Below are 16543 nucleotides of genomic sequence, written 5' to 3' on the forward strand. Positions count from 1 at the left end.
TACATCTCTCGACGTCTCTGTCGCCCGACCTATCTGGCATGGGCGGATCGGGGCGACCGGTCGGAAAAGACCGTAAGGTCTCATCAATAAGAACTGGCGGGACCAACCCGACAGGCCACGCAACAGGGGCACTTCATGGGAATATTCATTCTGCGTCGTCTGGGCGTGATGTTGCTGACGGCGCTTTGCCTGACCTTCATCGTGTTCTGGTTGACCAACCTTTATCCAAATCTTGAAAAGCTCGCCAAAACCCAAGGCAACTTTCGCATGTCAGACGCGGCCGTGGAAAGTTATCTGGGCAACCGTGGCTATCTGCAACCGACTTGGGACAAGTTTGGCGAATGGCTTGGCGTCATGCCCGGTTGGGTGACCGAAACCGAAGACGGCAAGGTTTTTGGCCGCTGTTTTCAAGACGGCACGCCGGAAGAGGAGCGCGCCACCTTTTGCGGCATCCTGCAAGGCGACTGGGGTGTTTCGACAGTCTTTAAGGATGATGTAAGCAGCACATTGCTGACGCGGCTGGCCCTGACCGGAAAGCTGATGCTTTGGGTCTTGATCCTGATGGTGCCGACCGCCCTGATTGTCGGGGTGCTGGCGGGGATGAAAGAGGGCTCGAAGCTTGACCGCTCGCTCTCGACCTTCTCCATCGCGACCACGGCGACGCCTGAGTATGTCTCGGGGGTGATCTTCATTGCTGTGCTGGCATCATCGCGGTTCGGAATATCACCGTGGCTGGCGGATATGGGCTGGATCGACAGCAAGACCCTTTTTCTCGGCTCTGCGACTTCTGCGATGGAGGACGCGAATTTCTGGAATTTCTTCCTGCCGGTGCTGACGATCTCGCTCTATGGCATGGGCTATATCGCGCGGATGACGCGGGCCAGCATGACCGAGGTGATGACCGCCCAATATATCCGCACCGCGCGGCTGAAGGGGGTCAAGTTCTCGGACATTGTGCTGAAGCACGCGTTGCGCAACGCGCTGATCGCGCCGTTCACGGTGATCATGCTGCAAATTCCGTGGCTGTTGAACGGTGTAGTGATTGTCGAAACCTTGTTCAATTACAAAGGCTTTGGCTGGCTGCTGGTACAAGCGGCTTCCAACAATGACATCGAACTGCTGCTGGCGGTTTCGGTGGTCTCGGTCGTGGTGGTTTTGGTGACGCAGCTGATTTCGGATATCGGCTATGTCTACCTGAACCCGCGCATCCGAATTACTTAAGGGAGAATGGACATGGAACCACTTACATGGACCGGCTCTCTGAGCTTTCTCAATATCCTCTTCCAAGGGGCACTGGTTTTGCTGATGCTGATGGTCGTGGTACAAATTCTGGTGTCGTTCTTTGCCACCGTGGGCGCGCGCGCGGTTAATCCGGACGGCTCCCTATCGGCGAGCAGCGGCGTATCGGGCTTTGTCGGGATGATCGTGAACGGGCTCTTCTGGATCACACTGGGGCTGCTGCTGGTCTATCTTGCGGGCGGCTTCATGATGGGCACCAATGCCGGTATCATCGGCGCTGTGTCGCGGCAGATGCTGCCGGTATGGCTGGCGTTGGTGGTGACCTTCATTCTGTCGATCACCTACAAGCGCAAGCTGGGGCTATATGGCAAGCTGTTTGACAGCACGGTCGGGATGATCGGTTTCGCCATTGTGATGTTCTGGGTGTTCACCGGCATTTTCGGCGGCGTGTTCGATATTCTGGTGACCCATGACAGCCTGAGCCAGATGTCAGGGATGAAAAACAAACTGCCCGGCACGCCTTTGGCACGGGCGGGCGAAGAGGAATTCCAGTGGTTTCTGCTGGGCGGTGACAACCTTGCGCGCGATGTTTTCAGCCGGCTCATCAAAGGCTCGTGGGTGGTGGTGCAGATTGCACCGTTGGCGACGCTCTTTGCCTTTATGGTGGGGATCACATTGGGATTGCCTGCGGGATATTATGGCGGGCGTCTGGATACATTTCTGTCGTTTCTGGCGAACCTCATCCTCGCGTTTCCGGTGATCTTGCTGTTTTATCTGCTGGTTACGCCCGAGATCGTGCAAACCGGCATACCCAACTATATGGCGGTTTTCCTGTTTGTGTTCCCTCTGGTGTTCGTCACAATCTTGCTGAACTCGCGCTACTACACGCAACCGTCGTTTCGCACGCCGCTGCTGTTTGTGGTGTTGGGAGTGTTGGGATGGCTCTATCTCTCGCTGGTCTCGACAAACGGTGCGATTGTCGACGCGCCGACCTACCGTATTCCGGGGCTTCCGGCGGTAATTGATCTTTTTGACATCGATCCGGGCATTCTGGTGGTCTTTGTGTCAGTGGTTTTCGTCAATTCGCCTACCGTGTTCCGGATCGTGCGGGGCCTCGCGATGGACATCAAGACCCGCGATTATGTCGCGGCGGCGCAGACCCGCGGTGAAGGTCCGTGGTACATCATGCTGTGGGAGATTTTGCCGAACGCCCGTGGACCGCTAATCGTCGATTTTTGTTTGCGAATTGGCTATACCACCATCCTGCTGGGCACCTTGGGCTTTTTCGGCTTGGGGCTGGAATCTGAGAGCCCTGACTGGGGCAGCACAATCAATGCGGGACGCAGGCTGTTGTCGCTTTATCCACATGCCGCCATCGCACCGGCGCTGGCGTTGTTGAGCCTTGTGCTGGGGCTGAACCTTTTGGCGGACGGGTTGCGCGAAGAATCTTTGCGCGATTGAGATTTGGGGACCGCCGGGGGCGCTGCCCCCGGACCCCCGGGGTTTATTTGGCCAACTGAAGAGGTTTGGGGGAATGCCCCCCCTCTGACGGGCGGCTCCGACAGGAGAAAGACTATGGTCAAGACAGATTATGACGGCCCGATCCTGGAGATTGACCGGTTGTCGATTTCGTTTTTTACCCGCCTGCGGGAAATTCCTGCGGTGATGGATTTTTCGGCCTCGGTGATGCCGGGTGAAGCCTTGGGGCTGGTCGGGGAATCGGGCTGTGGCAAGTCTACCGTTGCCTTGGGGGTGATGCAGGATCTGGGCAAGAACGGGCGGGTTGTTGGCGGTTCGATCAAGTTCAAAGGCCGCGATTTGAGCGAGATGACCCCAGCCGAGTTGCGCGATATTCGCGGCAGCGAGATTGCGATGATCTATCAAGAGCCGATGGCGAGCCTGAACCCTGCGATGCGCATTGGCCAGCAATTGATGGAAGTGCCGATGATCCACTCCGGCATGAGCGAAAAAGACGCTCGTGCACGGGCGTTGCAGGTGGTGACGGACGTGAAGCTGCCCGACCCCGAGCGGATTTTGAAAGCTTATCCGCATCAGCTTTCAGGTGGGCAACAGCAGCGTATTGTCATTGCGATGGCATTGATGTCGGAGCCGTCGCTGTTGATTTTGGACGAACCAACCACGGCGCTGGATGTGACCGTGGAGGCCGCCGTGGTCGAGCTGGTCAAGGATCTGGGAAAGAAATACGGCACCTCGATGCTGTTCATCAGCCATAACCTCGGGTTGGTATTGGAGACATGTGACCGGATTTGCGTGATGTATTCCGGCGAGGCGGTAGAGCGCGGCTCCATCGAGGATGTGTTCGACGAGATGCAGCACCCCTATACACAAGCGCTGTTCCGGTCGATCCCGCTGCCGGGAGCGGATAAGAATACCCGACCGCTGATTGCCATTCCGGGGAACTTCCCCCTGCCCCACGAACGGCCCAAGGGCTGTAACTTTGGGCCGCGTTGCGACTATTTCCAAGCCGGACGTTGTGACGCGGCGCCGATCCCGATGGAGCATGTGCGCGGTGATGACCGGCACCATACGCGGTGCATCCGCTATGACGAGATCGACTGGAAAGCCCCGCCGATTTTGGCGGATGTGAAGTCAAAAGGTGCCGTCGGGGATGTGATCCTGCGGATGGACAAGCTCAAGAAGTATTACCAGGTCGCGGCCAATGCGATGTTTGGCGGCGGCAACACCAAAGTGGTCAAGGCCAACGAAGAGCTGACCTTTGAGGCGCGTGAAAGTGAAACGCTGGCGATAGTCGGCGAATCCGGCTGCGGAAAATCGACCTTTGCCAAGGTGTTGATGGGGCTTGAGACTGCGACCGAGGGTCAGGTCTTGCTTGATGGCAAGAACATCGGCGATGTGCCGATCGAGCGGCGGACAACGCAGAACGTTGCGGATATCCAGATGGTGTTCCAGAACCCCTTTGACACGCTTAACCCGTCAATGACTGTAGGGCGGCAGATTATTCGGGCTTTGGAGATCTTCAAAATCGGCAAGAACGAGGCCGAGCGGCGGCAGCGAATGCTGGAACTGCTGGATCTGGTGAAACTGCCGCGCGAATTTGCAACCCGCATGCCGAGACAGCTGTCAGGCGGGCAAAAGCAACGGGTCGGCATCGCGCGTGCCTTTGCGGGGGATGCGCGGATTGTGGTCGCCGATGAGCCGGTATCAGCGCTTGATGTATCGGTTCAGGCCGCAGTGACCGATCTGCTGATGGAAATCCAGCGCGAGCAGAAGACAACCCTGCTGTTTATCAGCCACGATCTGTCGATTGTGCGCTATCTCAGCGACCGCGTTATGGTGATGTATCTAGGCCATGTGGTGGAGCTTGGTACGACCGATCAGGTCTTTGCCCCGCCCTATCACCCTTATACCGAAGCGTTGCTGTCGGCGGTGCCGATTGCCGACACCAAAGTGAAGAAAAAACATATCGTATTGGAAGGCGATGTACCTTCGGCGATGAATCCACCGCCGGGATGCCCGTTCCAGACGCGGTGCCGCTGGAAGTCGCAGGTGCCGGGTGATCTGTGCGAGACAGTCGTGCCGCCGCTGCGGTTTCTGGCCGAGGGGCATCAGGTGAAATGCCATCTCAGTCAGGAGAAGTTTGACGAGATGGAGCCGGTGATCGAAGTCGTCGCCGCAGAATAGCCTGTGCAATAGAATAAGGCGCGAACCGGGGGAGCGGTTCGCGCCTGCTTTCAACCTAGCATGCGGGACGTCACGACAGGTTGAAACTTGAACCGGCATATTGGTGAATGTCGTTGCCGGCGTTCACAATAGAACACCGTATCAGGACGTTATGTTCCATACTACGCGACTTGCGGGCCCAGTTTTGAAGGGACCCGCCGCCTAGCGGAGATGATCTGCTATAATTTAATAGTAAATGCAGGGAGTTAGCTGCCCGTAATAACTTTCACATAATTACGTGTTTCGGCATAGGGTGGCACGCCGCCGTACTTCTTTACCGCACCTGGACCAGCATTATAGGCCGCCAGTGCCAGCCGCCAACTTCCGAATGCGCGGTATTGTTGCTTGAGGTACCGTGCCCCGCCTTCGATATTTTGTGTCGGGTCATAGGCATCCACACCCAGACCGCGCGCGGTACCAGGCATCAACTGGGTCAGCCCCATCGCACCCCTGTGGGATTTGGCGCCTGCGTTCCAGCCACTTTCCTGCTGGATCAGGCGCAAAAATAAATCGGCAGGGATGCCGTGACGATTGGCGGCTTCACGGGCAAGCTCAAGATAGACGCCGCGATACTTGCCGCGATATTCAGGCGTCTGCTCGTCCCAGCGGGTTGGGGTGACCACCTTCGGCGGCTGCAGCCGGACCGACGCGGAGTACTGCTTTGACGCGCGACTATCGAGCACTTTGGTCTGCGAGGCAAACATCGCTGTGCGTTTTTTGGAGGAGAACAGATCAGCGGATGCCGATGTGCCAACCAGCAAAGCAAGCCCAGCGGCCATCGCTCCTGCGACTGTGGTTTTCTGCATCGATCTGACGCCTCCGTCCGTTTCGCTTGCAGCGTTATAACAAAATTAACCATTCCTGCCATCCCTTGATCGGGTGGGCATTCGGGCAGGTCAGACTGCGTGCTGCAAAACTTGGCTAGGGATGTGACAGAGGTCGTGGAAACCTGAGATTAACCCCGATATAAGGGCTCGAACCAACCTGCGCGGATTCGCGCTGACATATTTAGACCAACCAAGGGGGCGACATGGCCGGCTCAGTCAACAAAGTGATCCTAATCGGCAATCTGGGGCGCGACCCTGAAGTGCGCAGCTTTCAGAATGGCGGCAAGGTGTGCAACCTGCGCATCGCGACTTCTGAAACCTGGAAAGACCGCAACACCGGCGAGCGCCGCGAAAAGACCGAATGGCATTCGGTTGCGATTTTTCAGGAGGGCCTTGTTCGCATCGCCGAGCAATACCTCAAGAAAGGCAGCAAGGTTTACATCGAAGGCCAGTTGCAGACGCGCAAGTGGCAGAACCAAGAGGGCAAGGACCAGTACAGCACCGAGGTTGTGCTGCAGGGCTTTGGCGGCACACTGACCATGCTGGACGGCCCAAGCGGCGGCTCTGGTGGCGGCGGCGGCAACAATGACAACTATGGCGGCGGCCAGTCCTCCGGCGGCGGTTATGATGGCGGCTATGACAGCGGCCCGTCGAATAATAACAACAGCGGTGGCGGCGGTGGCTCGTCGCGCGATATCGACGACGAGATTCCATTTTAATCGAGAAATACCAGTCAACTCTTAAAATCCAACGGCTGGCATGACGTAGGTTAAGAGCTTACGCAGATTTGGAACACTTGAACGGCAGATCCACTCTCACGAACAGTGCCGTAGCCAGGTGGTATTCTTGATATCGAAAACAACCTGGATCTGATAATAAGCGCCTGTCCCTCTTAATTGAGGCGACAGGCGCTTTTCCCTCCTGCCCCATATGTCAAAACTTCAATTGCTACAGTGAGATCGTCGCTGCCGCAGTATATCAGCAGGGACGCAGGACTACGCCGCTGAAAGTAGCCTTTTCGCGTGCTTGATATGACGTTGAACCAGCTTTTTCTGCAGTATCCGTGTCGGGATTTTGCAGGCCGGTGGTCCGAAACATTCATGACCGCCTGCCGATGGAAATAGCGTCACGAACTCGTCCCACGTGGCGTAGCTAAGTGTTCTCATTGTATGGGCGTTGATGAGAAAACTTTCAGTTGGCGTCCCTTCCGCAAAGATAATTTCGTGCTTTTTGAAGATAAGGTGAAAATATTCAACGCTCTCAACAGAATTTTCGATAAAGATTCCCGGCAGCTTGGTTAGTCGTATTGCGGCGACAAGCACGGCTTTGGCCCCGAACATATTTTTTATAATACTGGAATTTGCGACCATCCGGTGCTGCCGAGACACCACTAAGTCTCTCTTTGGCAACCCTGCTCCCAAAGCTCCCGCAGTGATCCGTATCGGGTAAAGCTTTGCATTGCTTTGTAGTGTTTTTGATTCAACGACCCGGTTCATTGTCAAAACCAAATCTTGAAATCCATTGTCCTGCGTCAGCACCTTTGCGCCTATTTCCAGAGATTCTACAGGTATTTCGCCACGGTCAGTTGTGATCAACGTGCCGCGGACAAAACACGTCACGCCCGACGGCACCAAGTCGCCTTCGTCTCTCATCGTATCAATGTCGGAGTTCCATTTCAGGTCCCCGAGGAGGCCCCCTCCCGGGAGGGCCGAGAAATCCAGAACCATTGTCGTATAGAGATCTCCGACCGCAGGGCTCCCCGTCAGGTTCACAATCCCTGAATATGTCACCAATATATCCCCAGGTATCTCTTCATATTCGGGAGACAATCTGAAGGGGAAGCCGTTCTTTGAACTGGGCGTCGAGCCGCCAGCGGGATCATCATCATTCGGGAATGTCGTATCGAAAACTGATCCGGCAGGTTGCAGGTCAAACTCGAGCGATGACAACAGTTTGGTCGTCGTCAAGTCATGCCAATCGAAGCCGAACGACATCTCAATGTCTTTACCAGTCGCGCCGCCACGGGTGTATGGGTCCAATGCATGCCATGTTAGAATTTCAACCGAGCCATCAGCATATGTCGCGGTGATGGTAGCGCCTTCCAGATCGACCCCGCGCGAACTGGTATCAGCGCGGATGCCATTGACAGACTCGTGCGGATTTTCGTCAAGCCTGACAATCTCAATTGAAGCCATTTCTCATGCTACCCTTATTCTGCACCAATCAATTTCGAGTGCTAAATTTTGTGTCTCTAATCGCGCGCAGTCACTGATGCGATCCGCGGGGAATACGCAGCGCCAAAGAGGTTTAATGCACAAATATGTAAGCAGGGAGAGTGACGACTTTGGGGAATTTATGAGGCAGCTTTAATTACCCGGCAAAAACTGATGTGCCAAGCACAAGCAATTTAAGCAAAGTATGTAGCGCTATGCTCAAAATGAGATTTCAACAATATCCGGTGAAAAGTGTTCTAACCGATATCAAACTGGCCTCGTTCTTCCGCTCCTATACCACTGCTGAAAACCTGCTGACACGCGCCGCTGTGCAGGCTGGCGGAACCGTGCTTGAAACGGGGGCTTCGTGTGGGCTCGGATCAGCCGCCGTTCAACTCGCAGCGGTGCTGGAGCCGGAGGTCGTTGTTCATCTTGTAGGGAGGATTGAGCGCCGTGATATTGCGCCGCTGGACGCTGAGACTTTTCCAATGCGTGAGATCGGCGCTGCTCAACACGTTTTCGGTAAGAAGGTCCAAATCGGCAAGACCGTCCTGGACCTGAGTTGAACTGCCAAGCCCGAAATGCATCTTCCCTTTGATGACCGGTTTTTTAATCTGAATTAGGCACCGCCCTCCTTCTGGTCGGTGCGGCGGGGAGACCGTCATTATAATGTTTCGCTGACACACCCTTACGCTAAGATACAGCGAGAATTTACGAGGAGAAACACTGATGCCAGAAGTCGCGCATTCAGCCCATGACATGATCTCTGGCATGACGCCAACGCTGAAACCGGGCGTTTTCGTGTTTATCACGACCACTGATCCCGCGATGTTCGAGGTACTTTCATCCAGCGCAATATCGTCGTTCAAGGAAGAAGAAGGGATGTCGCTGCTTGTTCCTATTGAGGTGGCTGAAAAGTCAAACTTCGAGATAGACCACCCGATGAGGTGCATTACGCTGAATGTGTATTCGTCTTTAGAAGGTGTCGGGCTCACTGCGGCTGTATCAACGGCCCTTGAAAAGGCCGATATACCTTGCAACATGATCGCGGCTTTTCATCACGACCATGTTTTTGTGCCGTCGGATATGGGCCAGAAGGCGATGGAGGTCTTGGCTGCTCTCCAATCCGCGGGGGGTTAACAAAGCCTGTTCACGTGGGCGGACGCAATGCCGAAATTTTAAAAATGCCGGGGGCGCCAACTGCCGGCCCTCATCGCCTTCCGGCTCGCCACATCTAGGCACAGATATGGCCTTACCGGCACCATGAAGTTGCCCTGATGTATAGATAGACCCCTGTTTTATCTAAGAAACGCATCAAAATGGAAGCAATATCATGAGCCTGATTTCCCCGATCTTCGGCGGTAGAACATCCGCCCCGCCCCCTAAAGCCGCAGCAGAAGAGCCCGTCACCCAACCGGTTCAGGAGCCAGAGGCGACAACCGCTACGGAATCCGAAGCCGCTTCGGCCGACACGAGCGAGCAAAGCTCTTTCTCCGGCAATACGTCGCAAGGCGGCGCAACCCAGCAATCCAGCGCGGCTCAGGCCGCCAATGCCAGTCAGGTTTCTTCAAACACCATCGCGCGTGCAGACCGTGCTCTGGCGGAGCCTGCACCTGCACAGGGCGTCGCCGACGAAGCCCGGGCCCGCGTCGCAGCAGAGCGCCGGATCGAAGCCGCACAAGCCCGTATATTGATCGATCAGATCATGCCGGTTTCAAACGCACCGCAGGGTTTCAAATCCTACATGTCGGTTCTGCTAAGCTCGGACACTGCTGAGACATCTTCGCAAAGTGATCCCGCCAAGCGCGCAGCCGCGTAAATCTGCGGCGTCATTGCAGTAAAACGGCGGGACCGATGGAAATCGCCCGCCGTTTTAACGCCTCACCTTTCGGCCAGTGCGTCATGCAGAACCGCCAACACCGCCGTGCGGGGCACGTCAGATGTCACGAATGCATCGCCGATGCCGCGGGCAAGGATGAACCGCAATTGACCATCCACAACCTTCTTATCCTGCCCCATAAGATCGAGCAGCGCTTCGGCATTCGGCAACGCGCCGTCGATGTCTTTTAGGTCTGTCTTCATCCCCATCGTCTTGAGATGCGCGCGCACGCGGCTGGGGTCTTCTTGCGGGCAGAGGCCGAGCTTGGCAGAGAGCTGAAACGCCAGCGCACAGCCGATCGCCACCCCTTCACCGTGCAGCAGGCGGTCGGAATACCCCGTCGCGGCCTCTAGTGCATGACAGAAGGTATGGCCAAGGTTCAACAGCGCGCGGTCACCCTGCTCGGTCTCGTCACGCGCCACGATATCGGCCTTCATCTGCACCGCCCGGCGCACAGCCTCCAGCCTTGCGGCAGTATCGCCCGCAGCCAACGCAGGGCCGTTGGCCTCAAGCCAGTTAAAGTACTCGTAATCCCCCAGCAGACCGTATTTCACGACCTCGCCGTAGCCCGCCAGAAAATCACGTGCGGTCAGGGTGCCCAACACGTCGGTATCTGCCAGCACCAGCGCAGGCTGATGAAACGCGCCGATCAGGTTTTTGCCATGCGAGGTGTTGATCCCCGTCTTGCCCCCGACCGAGCTGTCGACCTGCGCCAACAGTGACGTAGGGATCTGAACGAACCCCACGCCACGGCGTAAGATCGCCGAGGCAAACCCCGCCAGATCGCCGATCACACCGCCGCCAAACGCCACGACCAGATCACGCCGTTCGACCTTTTGGTCGAGCAGGAAATCTGAACAGCGTTGTAGCATCGCCCAGCTCTTGGTGCCTTCGCCCGCCGGCAGGATCAGGGCCTGCATCTCGATACCCGACGCCGCCAATCCGGCCCGCAGAGCATCAAGATGAAGCGCCGCGACATTTTCGTCGGTTACGACCGCCACACGGGGCCGCGCCAGCATTGGCGCAAGGTATGCCCCCGCTTCGGCCAGCAGTCCCGAGCCTATGATGACGTCATATTCCCGCCCCGGCAGGGCGACGTTCACAGTCTCACGCATCGGCTATCTCCAGCACGTCCGGGCGCGACAACAAGGTTTCGATTACCCGATTGGCCATCGCATCAATCGAAAAATTCGCCGCACAGCTTACCGCCAGATCGGCCAGCGCATAGACGGGCACGCGGTCATGATAAAGTTGCGCCAGAGTGGCACGCGGATTGGCAGTGCGCAGCAACGGGCGGCTTTCTTTGTAGCGCACCCTGTTCCAGAGCAAATCCAGTTCAGCATCAAGCCAGATAGACACCCCGTGTTTGGAAATATTATCGCGGTTTTGCGCTGCCATAAATGCCCCACCACCGGTCGAAAGGATGCAAGGTTCCTCCACCAGCAACCGCGCAATCACCTCGGTTTCGCGGCGCCGGAAGAACGCCTCGCCATCGCGGGTGAAAATTTCGGGGACCGTGGCATTTGCTGCCGCCTCGATCTCGGCGTCACTATCGAGAAACGGCACGCCAAGCTTGGCCGACACCGCGCGGCCCACTGCCGTTTTTCCCGCGCCCATCATGCCAACCATCACGACGGTCTTGTGCAAAACATAAGTCGTGGGTGCAGGGGCGTCAGAGGTCATGGTTTGCTTAAATCCGCTCATTGTTAGTTGAATGACGTGATATTGCTGGAAAGGCCATATATAGAATGGACAAAACACTTAGAAAACAGTCAGGCAGTTTTAGATGGGTAAATTATTCAAGCTTTTGATTTTCCTTTTGATAATCGGGTTCATCGGGCTTGTAGGTTATGCTTATATCGGTCCTTTTTTCGGTGCAGATTTTTCTCCCGCACAGACAGAAACCCGCCAATCCGTTACCCTTGACGGGGAATGAAGCGGTGACCCCGCTGACCCACCCTCCCTCGAAATTTGCGGCTGGCTTAGGGCTTTGGCTGGCCTGCCTGCCTGCGGGACCCAGCCATGCCCAGTCTGAAACGCTGGCAGCCCCTCTGTCGGTTATCGAATGGCTCGGCTCCCAGCCCGCCCCCCTAGAAGGCCGCGTGCGGCCCGTCGCGATGACCCGCCCGAGCGAGCCTGCAACGACCAACAACGCGCTGCCCCCCGGCATCACTGTGTCACCGCTGACCGAAGGCGCGCCGCGACAGATCGGTTTAGTGCCAGCCAGCGTCACGGGGTTACCAGCTGATTTGTGGCATGGCAGCGATGCAAGCCGCGTCATTTCGATGATTGCCGCCCTGCCCGACCTGCACCTGCCAGCCGCGCAATCGCTGCTCTATACTGTGCTGCTTGCCGAGGCACATGCACCCCAGCAGGGCGGCGAAGATGCGCTGGCCTTAGCGCGGGTCCGCAAGCTGATGACATTGGGCGCACTTGACCCCGCGCTATCGTTGATCGAACAAGCCGGTATCGCCAACTCGTCCGGCCACTTCGATCTGTGGATGGATCTGTCGCTGCTGACCGGCACCGAGGACCGTGCCTGCGCCATGCTGGACAAGAATGCCCATTTGACGCGCAACTATGCCTTCCGGATTTTTTGCGCCGCCCGTGCGGGACATTGGGACAATGCTGCGCTGACTTTCGGCTCGGCGCAGGCGCTGGACCTGTTGCCCACTGACACATTGGACCTGCTCGACCGTTTTCTCTTTCCCGACGCCTATGAGGACAGCCCGCGCCCCCGCCCGCCGCGTAAGCTGGACCCGCTAAGCTTCCGGCTGTTCGAGGCCATCGGCGAGCCGCTGCCAACCCGCAACCTGCCGCGCGCCTTTGCCGTGGCCGACCTGCGCGAGCTTTCGGGCTGGAAATCCCAGCTTGAGGCCGCCGAACGGCTGACCCGCGCCGGTGCCTTGCCGGACAACCAGCTTTTGGGGCTTTATTCTGCGCGAAAGGCCGCCGCGTCTGGGGGGATTTGGGACCGGGTCGCCGCCCTGCAACGGTTTGAAACCGCCCTCTCGACCCATAGCGTCGAAGCCGTCGCCAAGACCTTGCCGCTGGCATGGGCCGCGATGCACGAGGCCGAACTCGAGGTTGCTTTTGCAGGGCTTTTTGCCGAACAATTGGTCGGCTATACGCTGACAGGTCAGGCAGGCACTGTCGCTTCCGACATGATCCTGCTGTCCTCGGCTTACGAAAAGGCCGCTGCCAACCCGAACACGCAGGCGCCCGCGCTGCATCTGGCCATCGCTCGCGGTGAGACACCTGCACACCGCCCCGACGATCCGGTCGCCGCAGCAGTCTATGATGCTTTTTCCGACGCGCCCGCCCGCCCCGAACTTCTCGTCCATGCCCGCGAAGGCCGCCTTGGTGAAAGTATCCTCTCGATCCTCGACCTGCTGCACGACGCGACCGAAGGCGATGCGCCCGCCCTGCGCGATGCTCTCTCCACGCTGCGCGCGCTTGGCCTCGAAGACACCGCGCGCCGCGCTGCACTCCAAACCCTTATTCTGATCCGGTAACCCATGCCCACAGCTACATTTCACTGGATCTCCAGTTTCCTCGAAGCGCAGGCTGCCGAGCTTGGCGCCGCCACCAACACCCAGTTGGCCTATGGGCGCGACCTGAAGGATTTTGACAACTGGCTAACCCGCCAGAATACCGATTTCCTCTCCGCGACCCGCGCCGATGTCGAAGCCTATCTGGTCTTTTGCGACGCCCAAGGGCTGGCAAAATCAACCCGCGCACGGCGTCTGTCGGCGATAAAGCAACTCTACCGTTTTGCCTTCGAAGAAGGGCTGCGCAGCGACAATCCGGCGATCCAGATCACCGGCCCCGGCCAGACCAAACGCCTGCCCAAAGTGTTGAGCGAGGCGGAGGTTGACCGACTTCTGGCCGCTGCTCGCGCCTCGGGGCGCAACAGATCCGATACGCTGCGCAACACCTGCCTGATGGAGCTTTTATACGCGACCGGAATGCGGGTCAGCGAATTGGTCAGCCTGCCGATCTCGGCGGTGCGCGGCGATCCGCGCCTGCTGTTGATCATGGGCAAGGGCGGTAAGGAACGTCTGTTGCCGCTTTCCAAACCCGCCCGCCGCGCTCTGACCGACTGGCTGGTCGTGCGCGACACCCAAGATGCCGCCGCGCGCGAAAAACATCTGCCCGTGTCGCGTTTTCTTTTCGCATCGCGCGGCGCATCAGGCTACCTCACGCGGCACCGGTTTTACCTGCTGATCAAGGAGTTCGCTGTCGAAGGCGGCGTTGAGCCGTCCAAGGTCACGCCACATACCCTGCGCCATGCCTTTGCCACCCATCTCCTGGCCCACGGTGCCGACCTGCGCGCGATTCAGACGATGCTGGGACATGCGGATGTGGCAACGACGGAAATCTACACCCATGTGCTCGAAGAACGGCTTTCGGAGCTGGTGCTAGAGCATCACCCCTTGGCGAAAGGCGGTAGACGTAAATCATCAGGCAAGACATCTTCGGACGGCCAGTAACCCGTCATCAACGCCCGATGATACCCCTGAACCAAACCTGCATTTTCCATTGAATTTACAGCCGCTTGCGCATCATATTTCAAGCTATGAATTAACACATCCGCCCCGTCGATGACGCCAAAGCGGGTGTATTGCGCCCCGTCATGCGGCGGCATTCCGATCACGCCGGCGTTGATCCAGCGCCCCCGCGCCGTGTTGCGGATAAACGGCACGCCACAATGTCCCGCAATGATCGCATCCAGCGGTCCAGCAACATCCTCGGCGGCCTGCCATTCTTCGGCAAATACCGCTTTGGGTGAGGACGGCCAGATAAACCGCGCAACATCAGTGACCCCGCCATGGATGACCCCATAGCGCTTGCCCTGATGGGAAAAGGTCACGATCTGCGGCAGTTGTCCCATCCAGTCGCGCTGGTCCTGCGTCACCTGCGCCGATGCAAAACCAAACCAGCCTGCCGACAGCAAATCACACGCCGATCCGTCGTCGAAACCGCAGCCGCAATCCAGTGCGCCTTGTGCCAGTTGCAGCTCGCAATTACCCGCCACCACCGTCATGCCTGACGCCCGCACCGCCTCCACAACCTGCACCGGATCGCCGCAATAGGCGACCACGTCGCCTGTGCAGATCAGATTTCCCGCGCCAATCCCGCGCGCCGCAGCCACATCCAAAACAGCCTGTAAGGCCTGCAAGTTTGAATAGGGCCCGCCGAATACCAAAACTGGCCCGTCTCTTTCGCCCAGATCTTGGTGTCTCATCCTCGCATCCCCTTGAATGAACCGCCCCGCGCCGCCATAACCTATGGACCTTCACATGGATTGGACAGTCTCAAAAATGGAAACCGGTACGGCATTGCTCGATAGCGCGTTCTGGATCAATTGCGGGATCATCCTGCTGCTCTTGATCCTGTCAGGTTTCTTCTCCGGCTCCGAGACAGCGCTTACCGCCGCGTCACGCGGCAAGCTGCGCACCCAAGCCGATAAAGGTTCGCGCGGCGCCCAGCGGGCTCTGCAGATCACCGAAGACAACGAGCGCTTGATCGGCTCGGTCCTGCTCGGCAACAACCTTGTGAACATCCTCGCTGCCGCATTGGCCACGGCGCTGTTTACGCGGCTGTTCGGCGAATCCGGTGTAGCATTGGCGACCGTGGTGATGACCCTGCTGGTACTGGTCTTTGCCGAGGTGCTGCCGAAAACCTATGCCATAACCAATGCCGAACGCGCGGCCGCACTGGTCTCGCGCCCGATCGGCATCATCATCTTGGTTTTCGCGCCGCTGGTGGGCGCTGTCCGCTTCCTGGTACGTGGTATCCTGAGCCTTTTCGGGATCACCACCGATCCCGACATCAACATCCTCGCGGTCCGCGAAGAGATCGCCGGCGCCCTGCAAATCGGCCACTCCGAAGGCGTCGTAGAGAAGGAAGACCGCGACCGGATCTTGGGCGCGCTGGACCTGCGTGAACGCGCGGTTGAAGAGATCATGCTCCACCGTTCGGGCATCGAGATGATCGACGCCGCCACAGACCCTTCGGATATTCTCGAACAATGTCTGCGCTCCAATCATACCCGCCTGCCGGTATTCCGCGACGACCCCGAAAATATCATCGGCGTGATCCACGCCAAAGACCTACTGCGCGCCATGTATAAGCTTATCGGCGGCCCCGAGGGCGACGCCGCCGCTTTGAAAAAGTTTGACGTCGCCACCGTCGCGATGAAACCCTATTTCGTGCCCGAGACATCAACACTCGACGAACAGATGCGCCAGTTTTTGCGCCGCCGCACCCACTTCGCATTGGTGGTCGATGAATATGGCACCTTGCAGGGTCTGATCACCCTCGAAGATATCCTTGAGGAAATCGTCGGCGAAATCACCGATGAATTCGACCCACATGCCGATCACCCTGTTAAACCTGCCGAAGATGGCAACCTTGTGGTCGATGGCGCGATGACCATCCGCGACCTCAATCGCGCGACCGACTGGTCCCTGCCCGATGACGAAGCCAATACCGTTGCAGGTCTGGTTATTCACGAAGCGCAGATGATCCCGACCACCGGACAGGTCTTTTCATTCCACGGTTTCCGCTTCGAAGTCCTCGCCCGTGAGGGCAACCGGATTACCCAACTGAAAATTCGCCCCCTCTAGGCCACTGTTTGATTAGAAATATTCCGGGTGAGGCTGGGGGAAGGCCAGCCC

General features: G+C 57.8%; 16 protein-coding genes. 11 read left to right on the forward strand and 5 right to left on the reverse strand.

Features of this window, described 5'->3' with window-relative positions:
• Nucleotides 1-135 precede the first annotated feature (135 nt).
• From BM174_RS04080 to BM174_RS04090, 3 genes are all read left to right on the forward strand, one after another.
• Nucleotides 136-1221, forward strand: coding sequence for an ABC transporter permease (locus tag BM174_RS04080; RefSeq protein ID WP_093922547.1), 1086 nt, complete (start codon nucleotides 136-138; stop codon nucleotides 1219-1221).
• 12 nt (nucleotides 1222-1233) lie between these two features.
• Entirely contained in the window at nucleotides 1234-2700 is a 1467-nt protein-coding gene (locus BM174_RS04085) for an ABC transporter permease (protein ID WP_177209408.1), read from the forward strand.
• A gap of 114 nt (nucleotides 2701-2814) precedes the next feature.
• Nucleotides 2815-4902: an ABC transporter ATP-binding protein gene (locus BM174_RS04090; protein ID WP_093922548.1), complete on the forward strand. Its 2088-nt coding sequence runs from the start codon at nucleotides 2815-2817 to the stop codon at nucleotides 4900-4902.
• 245 nt (nucleotides 4903-5147) lie between these two features.
• Here the strand turns inward: BM174_RS04090 and BM174_RS04095 are convergent, their stop codons facing one another.
• Nucleotides 5148-5747, reverse strand: coding sequence for a lytic transglycosylase domain-containing protein (locus BM174_RS04095; protein ID WP_093922549.1), 600 nt, complete (start codon nucleotides 5745-5747; stop codon nucleotides 5148-5150).
• Nucleotides 5748-5971: 224 nt separating this feature from the next.
• On the opposite strand from BM174_RS04095, the gene ssb reads away from it, so the two are divergent.
• Nucleotides 5972-6487 carry a single-stranded DNA-binding protein gene (gene ssb / locus BM174_RS04100; protein WP_093922550.1) on the forward strand — a complete coding sequence of 172 codons (516 nt, stop codon included), beginning with the start codon at nucleotides 5972-5974 and terminating at the stop codon, nucleotides 6485-6487.
• A gap of 276 nt (nucleotides 6488-6763) precedes the next feature.
• Here the strand turns inward: ssb and BM174_RS04105 are convergent, their stop codons facing one another.
• A complete protein-coding gene (locus BM174_RS04105; RefSeq protein ID WP_093922551.1) occupies nucleotides 6764-7963 on the reverse strand; it encodes a Hint domain-containing protein in 1200 nt (399 codons plus the stop codon).
• Between the two features lie 242 nt (nucleotides 7964-8205).
• Between BM174_RS04105 and BM174_RS04110 the strand changes: the two genes are divergently transcribed.
• From BM174_RS04110 to BM174_RS04120, 3 genes are all read left to right on the forward strand, one after another.
• Entirely contained in the window at nucleotides 8206-8547 is a 342-nt protein-coding gene (locus tag BM174_RS04110) for an MDR/zinc-dependent alcohol dehydrogenase-like family protein (RefSeq protein ID WP_143092419.1), read from the forward strand.
• A gap of 163 nt (nucleotides 8548-8710) precedes the next feature.
• On the forward strand, nucleotides 8711-9121 hold the full coding sequence (locus BM174_RS04115; protein WP_093922553.1) for an ACT domain-containing protein: 411 nt from the start codon (nucleotides 8711-8713) through the stop codon (nucleotides 9119-9121).
• Nucleotides 9122-9314: 193 nt separating this feature from the next.
• Nucleotides 9315-9800, forward strand: coding sequence for a hypothetical protein (locus BM174_RS04120; protein WP_093922554.1), 486 nt, complete (start codon nucleotides 9315-9317; stop codon nucleotides 9798-9800).
• A gap of 62 nt (nucleotides 9801-9862) precedes the next feature.
• Here the strand turns inward: BM174_RS04120 and aroB are convergent, their stop codons facing one another.
• The gene (gene aroB / locus BM174_RS04125; RefSeq protein ID WP_093922555.1) at nucleotides 9863-10975 is read right to left on the reverse strand and encodes a 3-dehydroquinate synthase; all 1113 of its coding nucleotides are present in this window, start codon (nucleotides 10973-10975) and stop codon (nucleotides 9863-9865) included.
• The gene (locus BM174_RS04130) at nucleotides 10968-11564 is read right to left on the reverse strand and encodes a shikimate kinase (protein WP_093922556.1); all 597 of its coding nucleotides are present in this window, start codon (nucleotides 11562-11564) and stop codon (nucleotides 10968-10970) included. Before BM174_RS04130 ends, aroB begins: the two co-directional genes overlap by 8 nt.
• 82 nt (nucleotides 11565-11646) lie before the next feature.
• Between BM174_RS04130 and BM174_RS21010 the strand changes: the two genes are divergently transcribed.
• The 3 genes from BM174_RS21010 to BM174_RS04140 are packed head-to-tail and all read left to right on the forward strand — an operon-like array spanning nucleotide 11647 to nucleotide 14353.
• A complete protein-coding gene (locus BM174_RS21010; RefSeq protein WP_177209409.1) occupies nucleotides 11647-11796 on the forward strand; it encodes a hypothetical protein in 150 nt (49 codons plus the stop codon).
• Between the two features lie 4 nt (nucleotides 11797-11800).
• On the forward strand, nucleotides 11801-13375 hold the full coding sequence (locus tag BM174_RS04135; protein ID WP_245766260.1) for a hypothetical protein: 1575 nt from the start codon (nucleotides 11801-11803) through the stop codon (nucleotides 13373-13375).
• A gap of 3 nt (nucleotides 13376-13378) precedes the next feature.
• On the forward strand, nucleotides 13379-14353 hold the full coding sequence (locus BM174_RS04140) for a site-specific tyrosine recombinase XerD (protein ID WP_093922557.1): 975 nt from the start codon (nucleotides 13379-13381) through the stop codon (nucleotides 14351-14353).
• Here BM174_RS04140 and BM174_RS04145 read toward each other — a convergent pair.
• Nucleotides 14290-15108 (reverse strand): metallophosphoesterase family protein, encoded by an 819-nt coding sequence (locus tag BM174_RS04145; RefSeq protein WP_093922558.1) that lies wholly within the window; start codon nucleotides 15106-15108, stop codon nucleotides 14290-14292. The genes BM174_RS04140 and BM174_RS04145 overlap by 64 nt on opposite strands.
• A 76-nt stretch (nucleotides 15109-15184) precedes the next feature.
• Between BM174_RS04145 and BM174_RS04150 the strand changes: the two genes are divergently transcribed.
• Nucleotides 15185-16492 (forward strand): HlyC/CorC family transporter, encoded by a 1308-nt coding sequence (locus BM174_RS04150; RefSeq protein ID WP_093922630.1) that lies wholly within the window; start codon nucleotides 15185-15187, stop codon nucleotides 16490-16492.
• Nucleotides 16493-16543 lie beyond the last annotated feature (51 nt).

The sequence above is a fragment of the Sulfitobacter brevis genome (assembly GCF_900112755.1).
Taxonomy (GTDB): domain Bacteria; phylum Pseudomonadota; class Alphaproteobacteria; order Rhodobacterales; family Rhodobacteraceae; genus Sulfitobacter; species Sulfitobacter brevis.

Bases quoted from the DNA above. Each gene is read 5' to 3' on its own strand.
- BM174_RS04080 (WP_093922547.1), top strand. From the start codon at position 136: ATGGGAATATTCATTCTGCGTCGTCTGGGCGTGATGTTGCTGACGGCG.
- BM174_RS04085 (WP_177209408.1), top strand. From the start codon at position 1,234: ATGGAACCACTTACATGGACCGGCTCTCTGAGCTTTCTCAATATCCTC.
- BM174_RS04090 (WP_093922548.1), top strand. From the start codon at position 2,815: ATGGTCAAGACAGATTATGACGGCCCGATCCTGGAGATTGACCGGTTG.
- BM174_RS04095 (WP_093922549.1), bottom strand. From the start codon at position 5,747: ATGCAGAAAACCACAGTCGCAGGAGCGATGGCCGCTGGGCTTGCTTTG.
- ssb (WP_093922550.1), top strand. From the start codon at position 5,972: ATGGCCGGCTCAGTCAACAAAGTGATCCTAATCGGCAATCTGGGGCGC.
- BM174_RS04105 (WP_093922551.1), bottom strand. From the start codon at position 7,963: ATGGCTTCAATTGAGATTGTCAGGCTTGACGAAAATCCGCACGAGTCT.
- BM174_RS04110 (WP_143092419.1), top strand. From the start codon at position 8,206: ATGAGATTTCAACAATATCCGGTGAAAAGTGTTCTAACCGATATCAAA.
- BM174_RS04115 (WP_093922553.1), top strand. From the start codon at position 8,711: ATGCCAGAAGTCGCGCATTCAGCCCATGACATGATCTCTGGCATGACG.
- BM174_RS04120 (WP_093922554.1), top strand. From the start codon at position 9,315: ATGAGCCTGATTTCCCCGATCTTCGGCGGTAGAACATCCGCCCCGCCC.
- aroB (WP_093922555.1), bottom strand. From the start codon at position 10,975: ATGCGTGAGACTGTGAACGTCGCCCTGCCGGGGCGGGAATATGACGTC.
- BM174_RS04130 (WP_093922556.1), bottom strand. From the start codon at position 11,564: ATGAGCGGATTTAAGCAAACCATGACCTCTGACGCCCCTGCACCCACG.
- BM174_RS21010 (WP_177209409.1), top strand. From the start codon at position 11,647: ATGGGTAAATTATTCAAGCTTTTGATTTTCCTTTTGATAATCGGGTTC.
- BM174_RS04140 (WP_093922557.1), top strand. From the start codon at position 13,379: ATGCCCACAGCTACATTTCACTGGATCTCCAGTTTCCTCGAAGCGCAG.
- BM174_RS04145 (WP_093922558.1), bottom strand. From the start codon at position 15,108: ATGAGACACCAAGATCTGGGCGAAAGAGACGGGCCAGTTTTGGTATTC.
- BM174_RS04150 (WP_093922630.1), top strand. From the start codon at position 15,185: ATGGAAACCGGTACGGCATTGCTCGATAGCGCGTTCTGGATCAATTGC.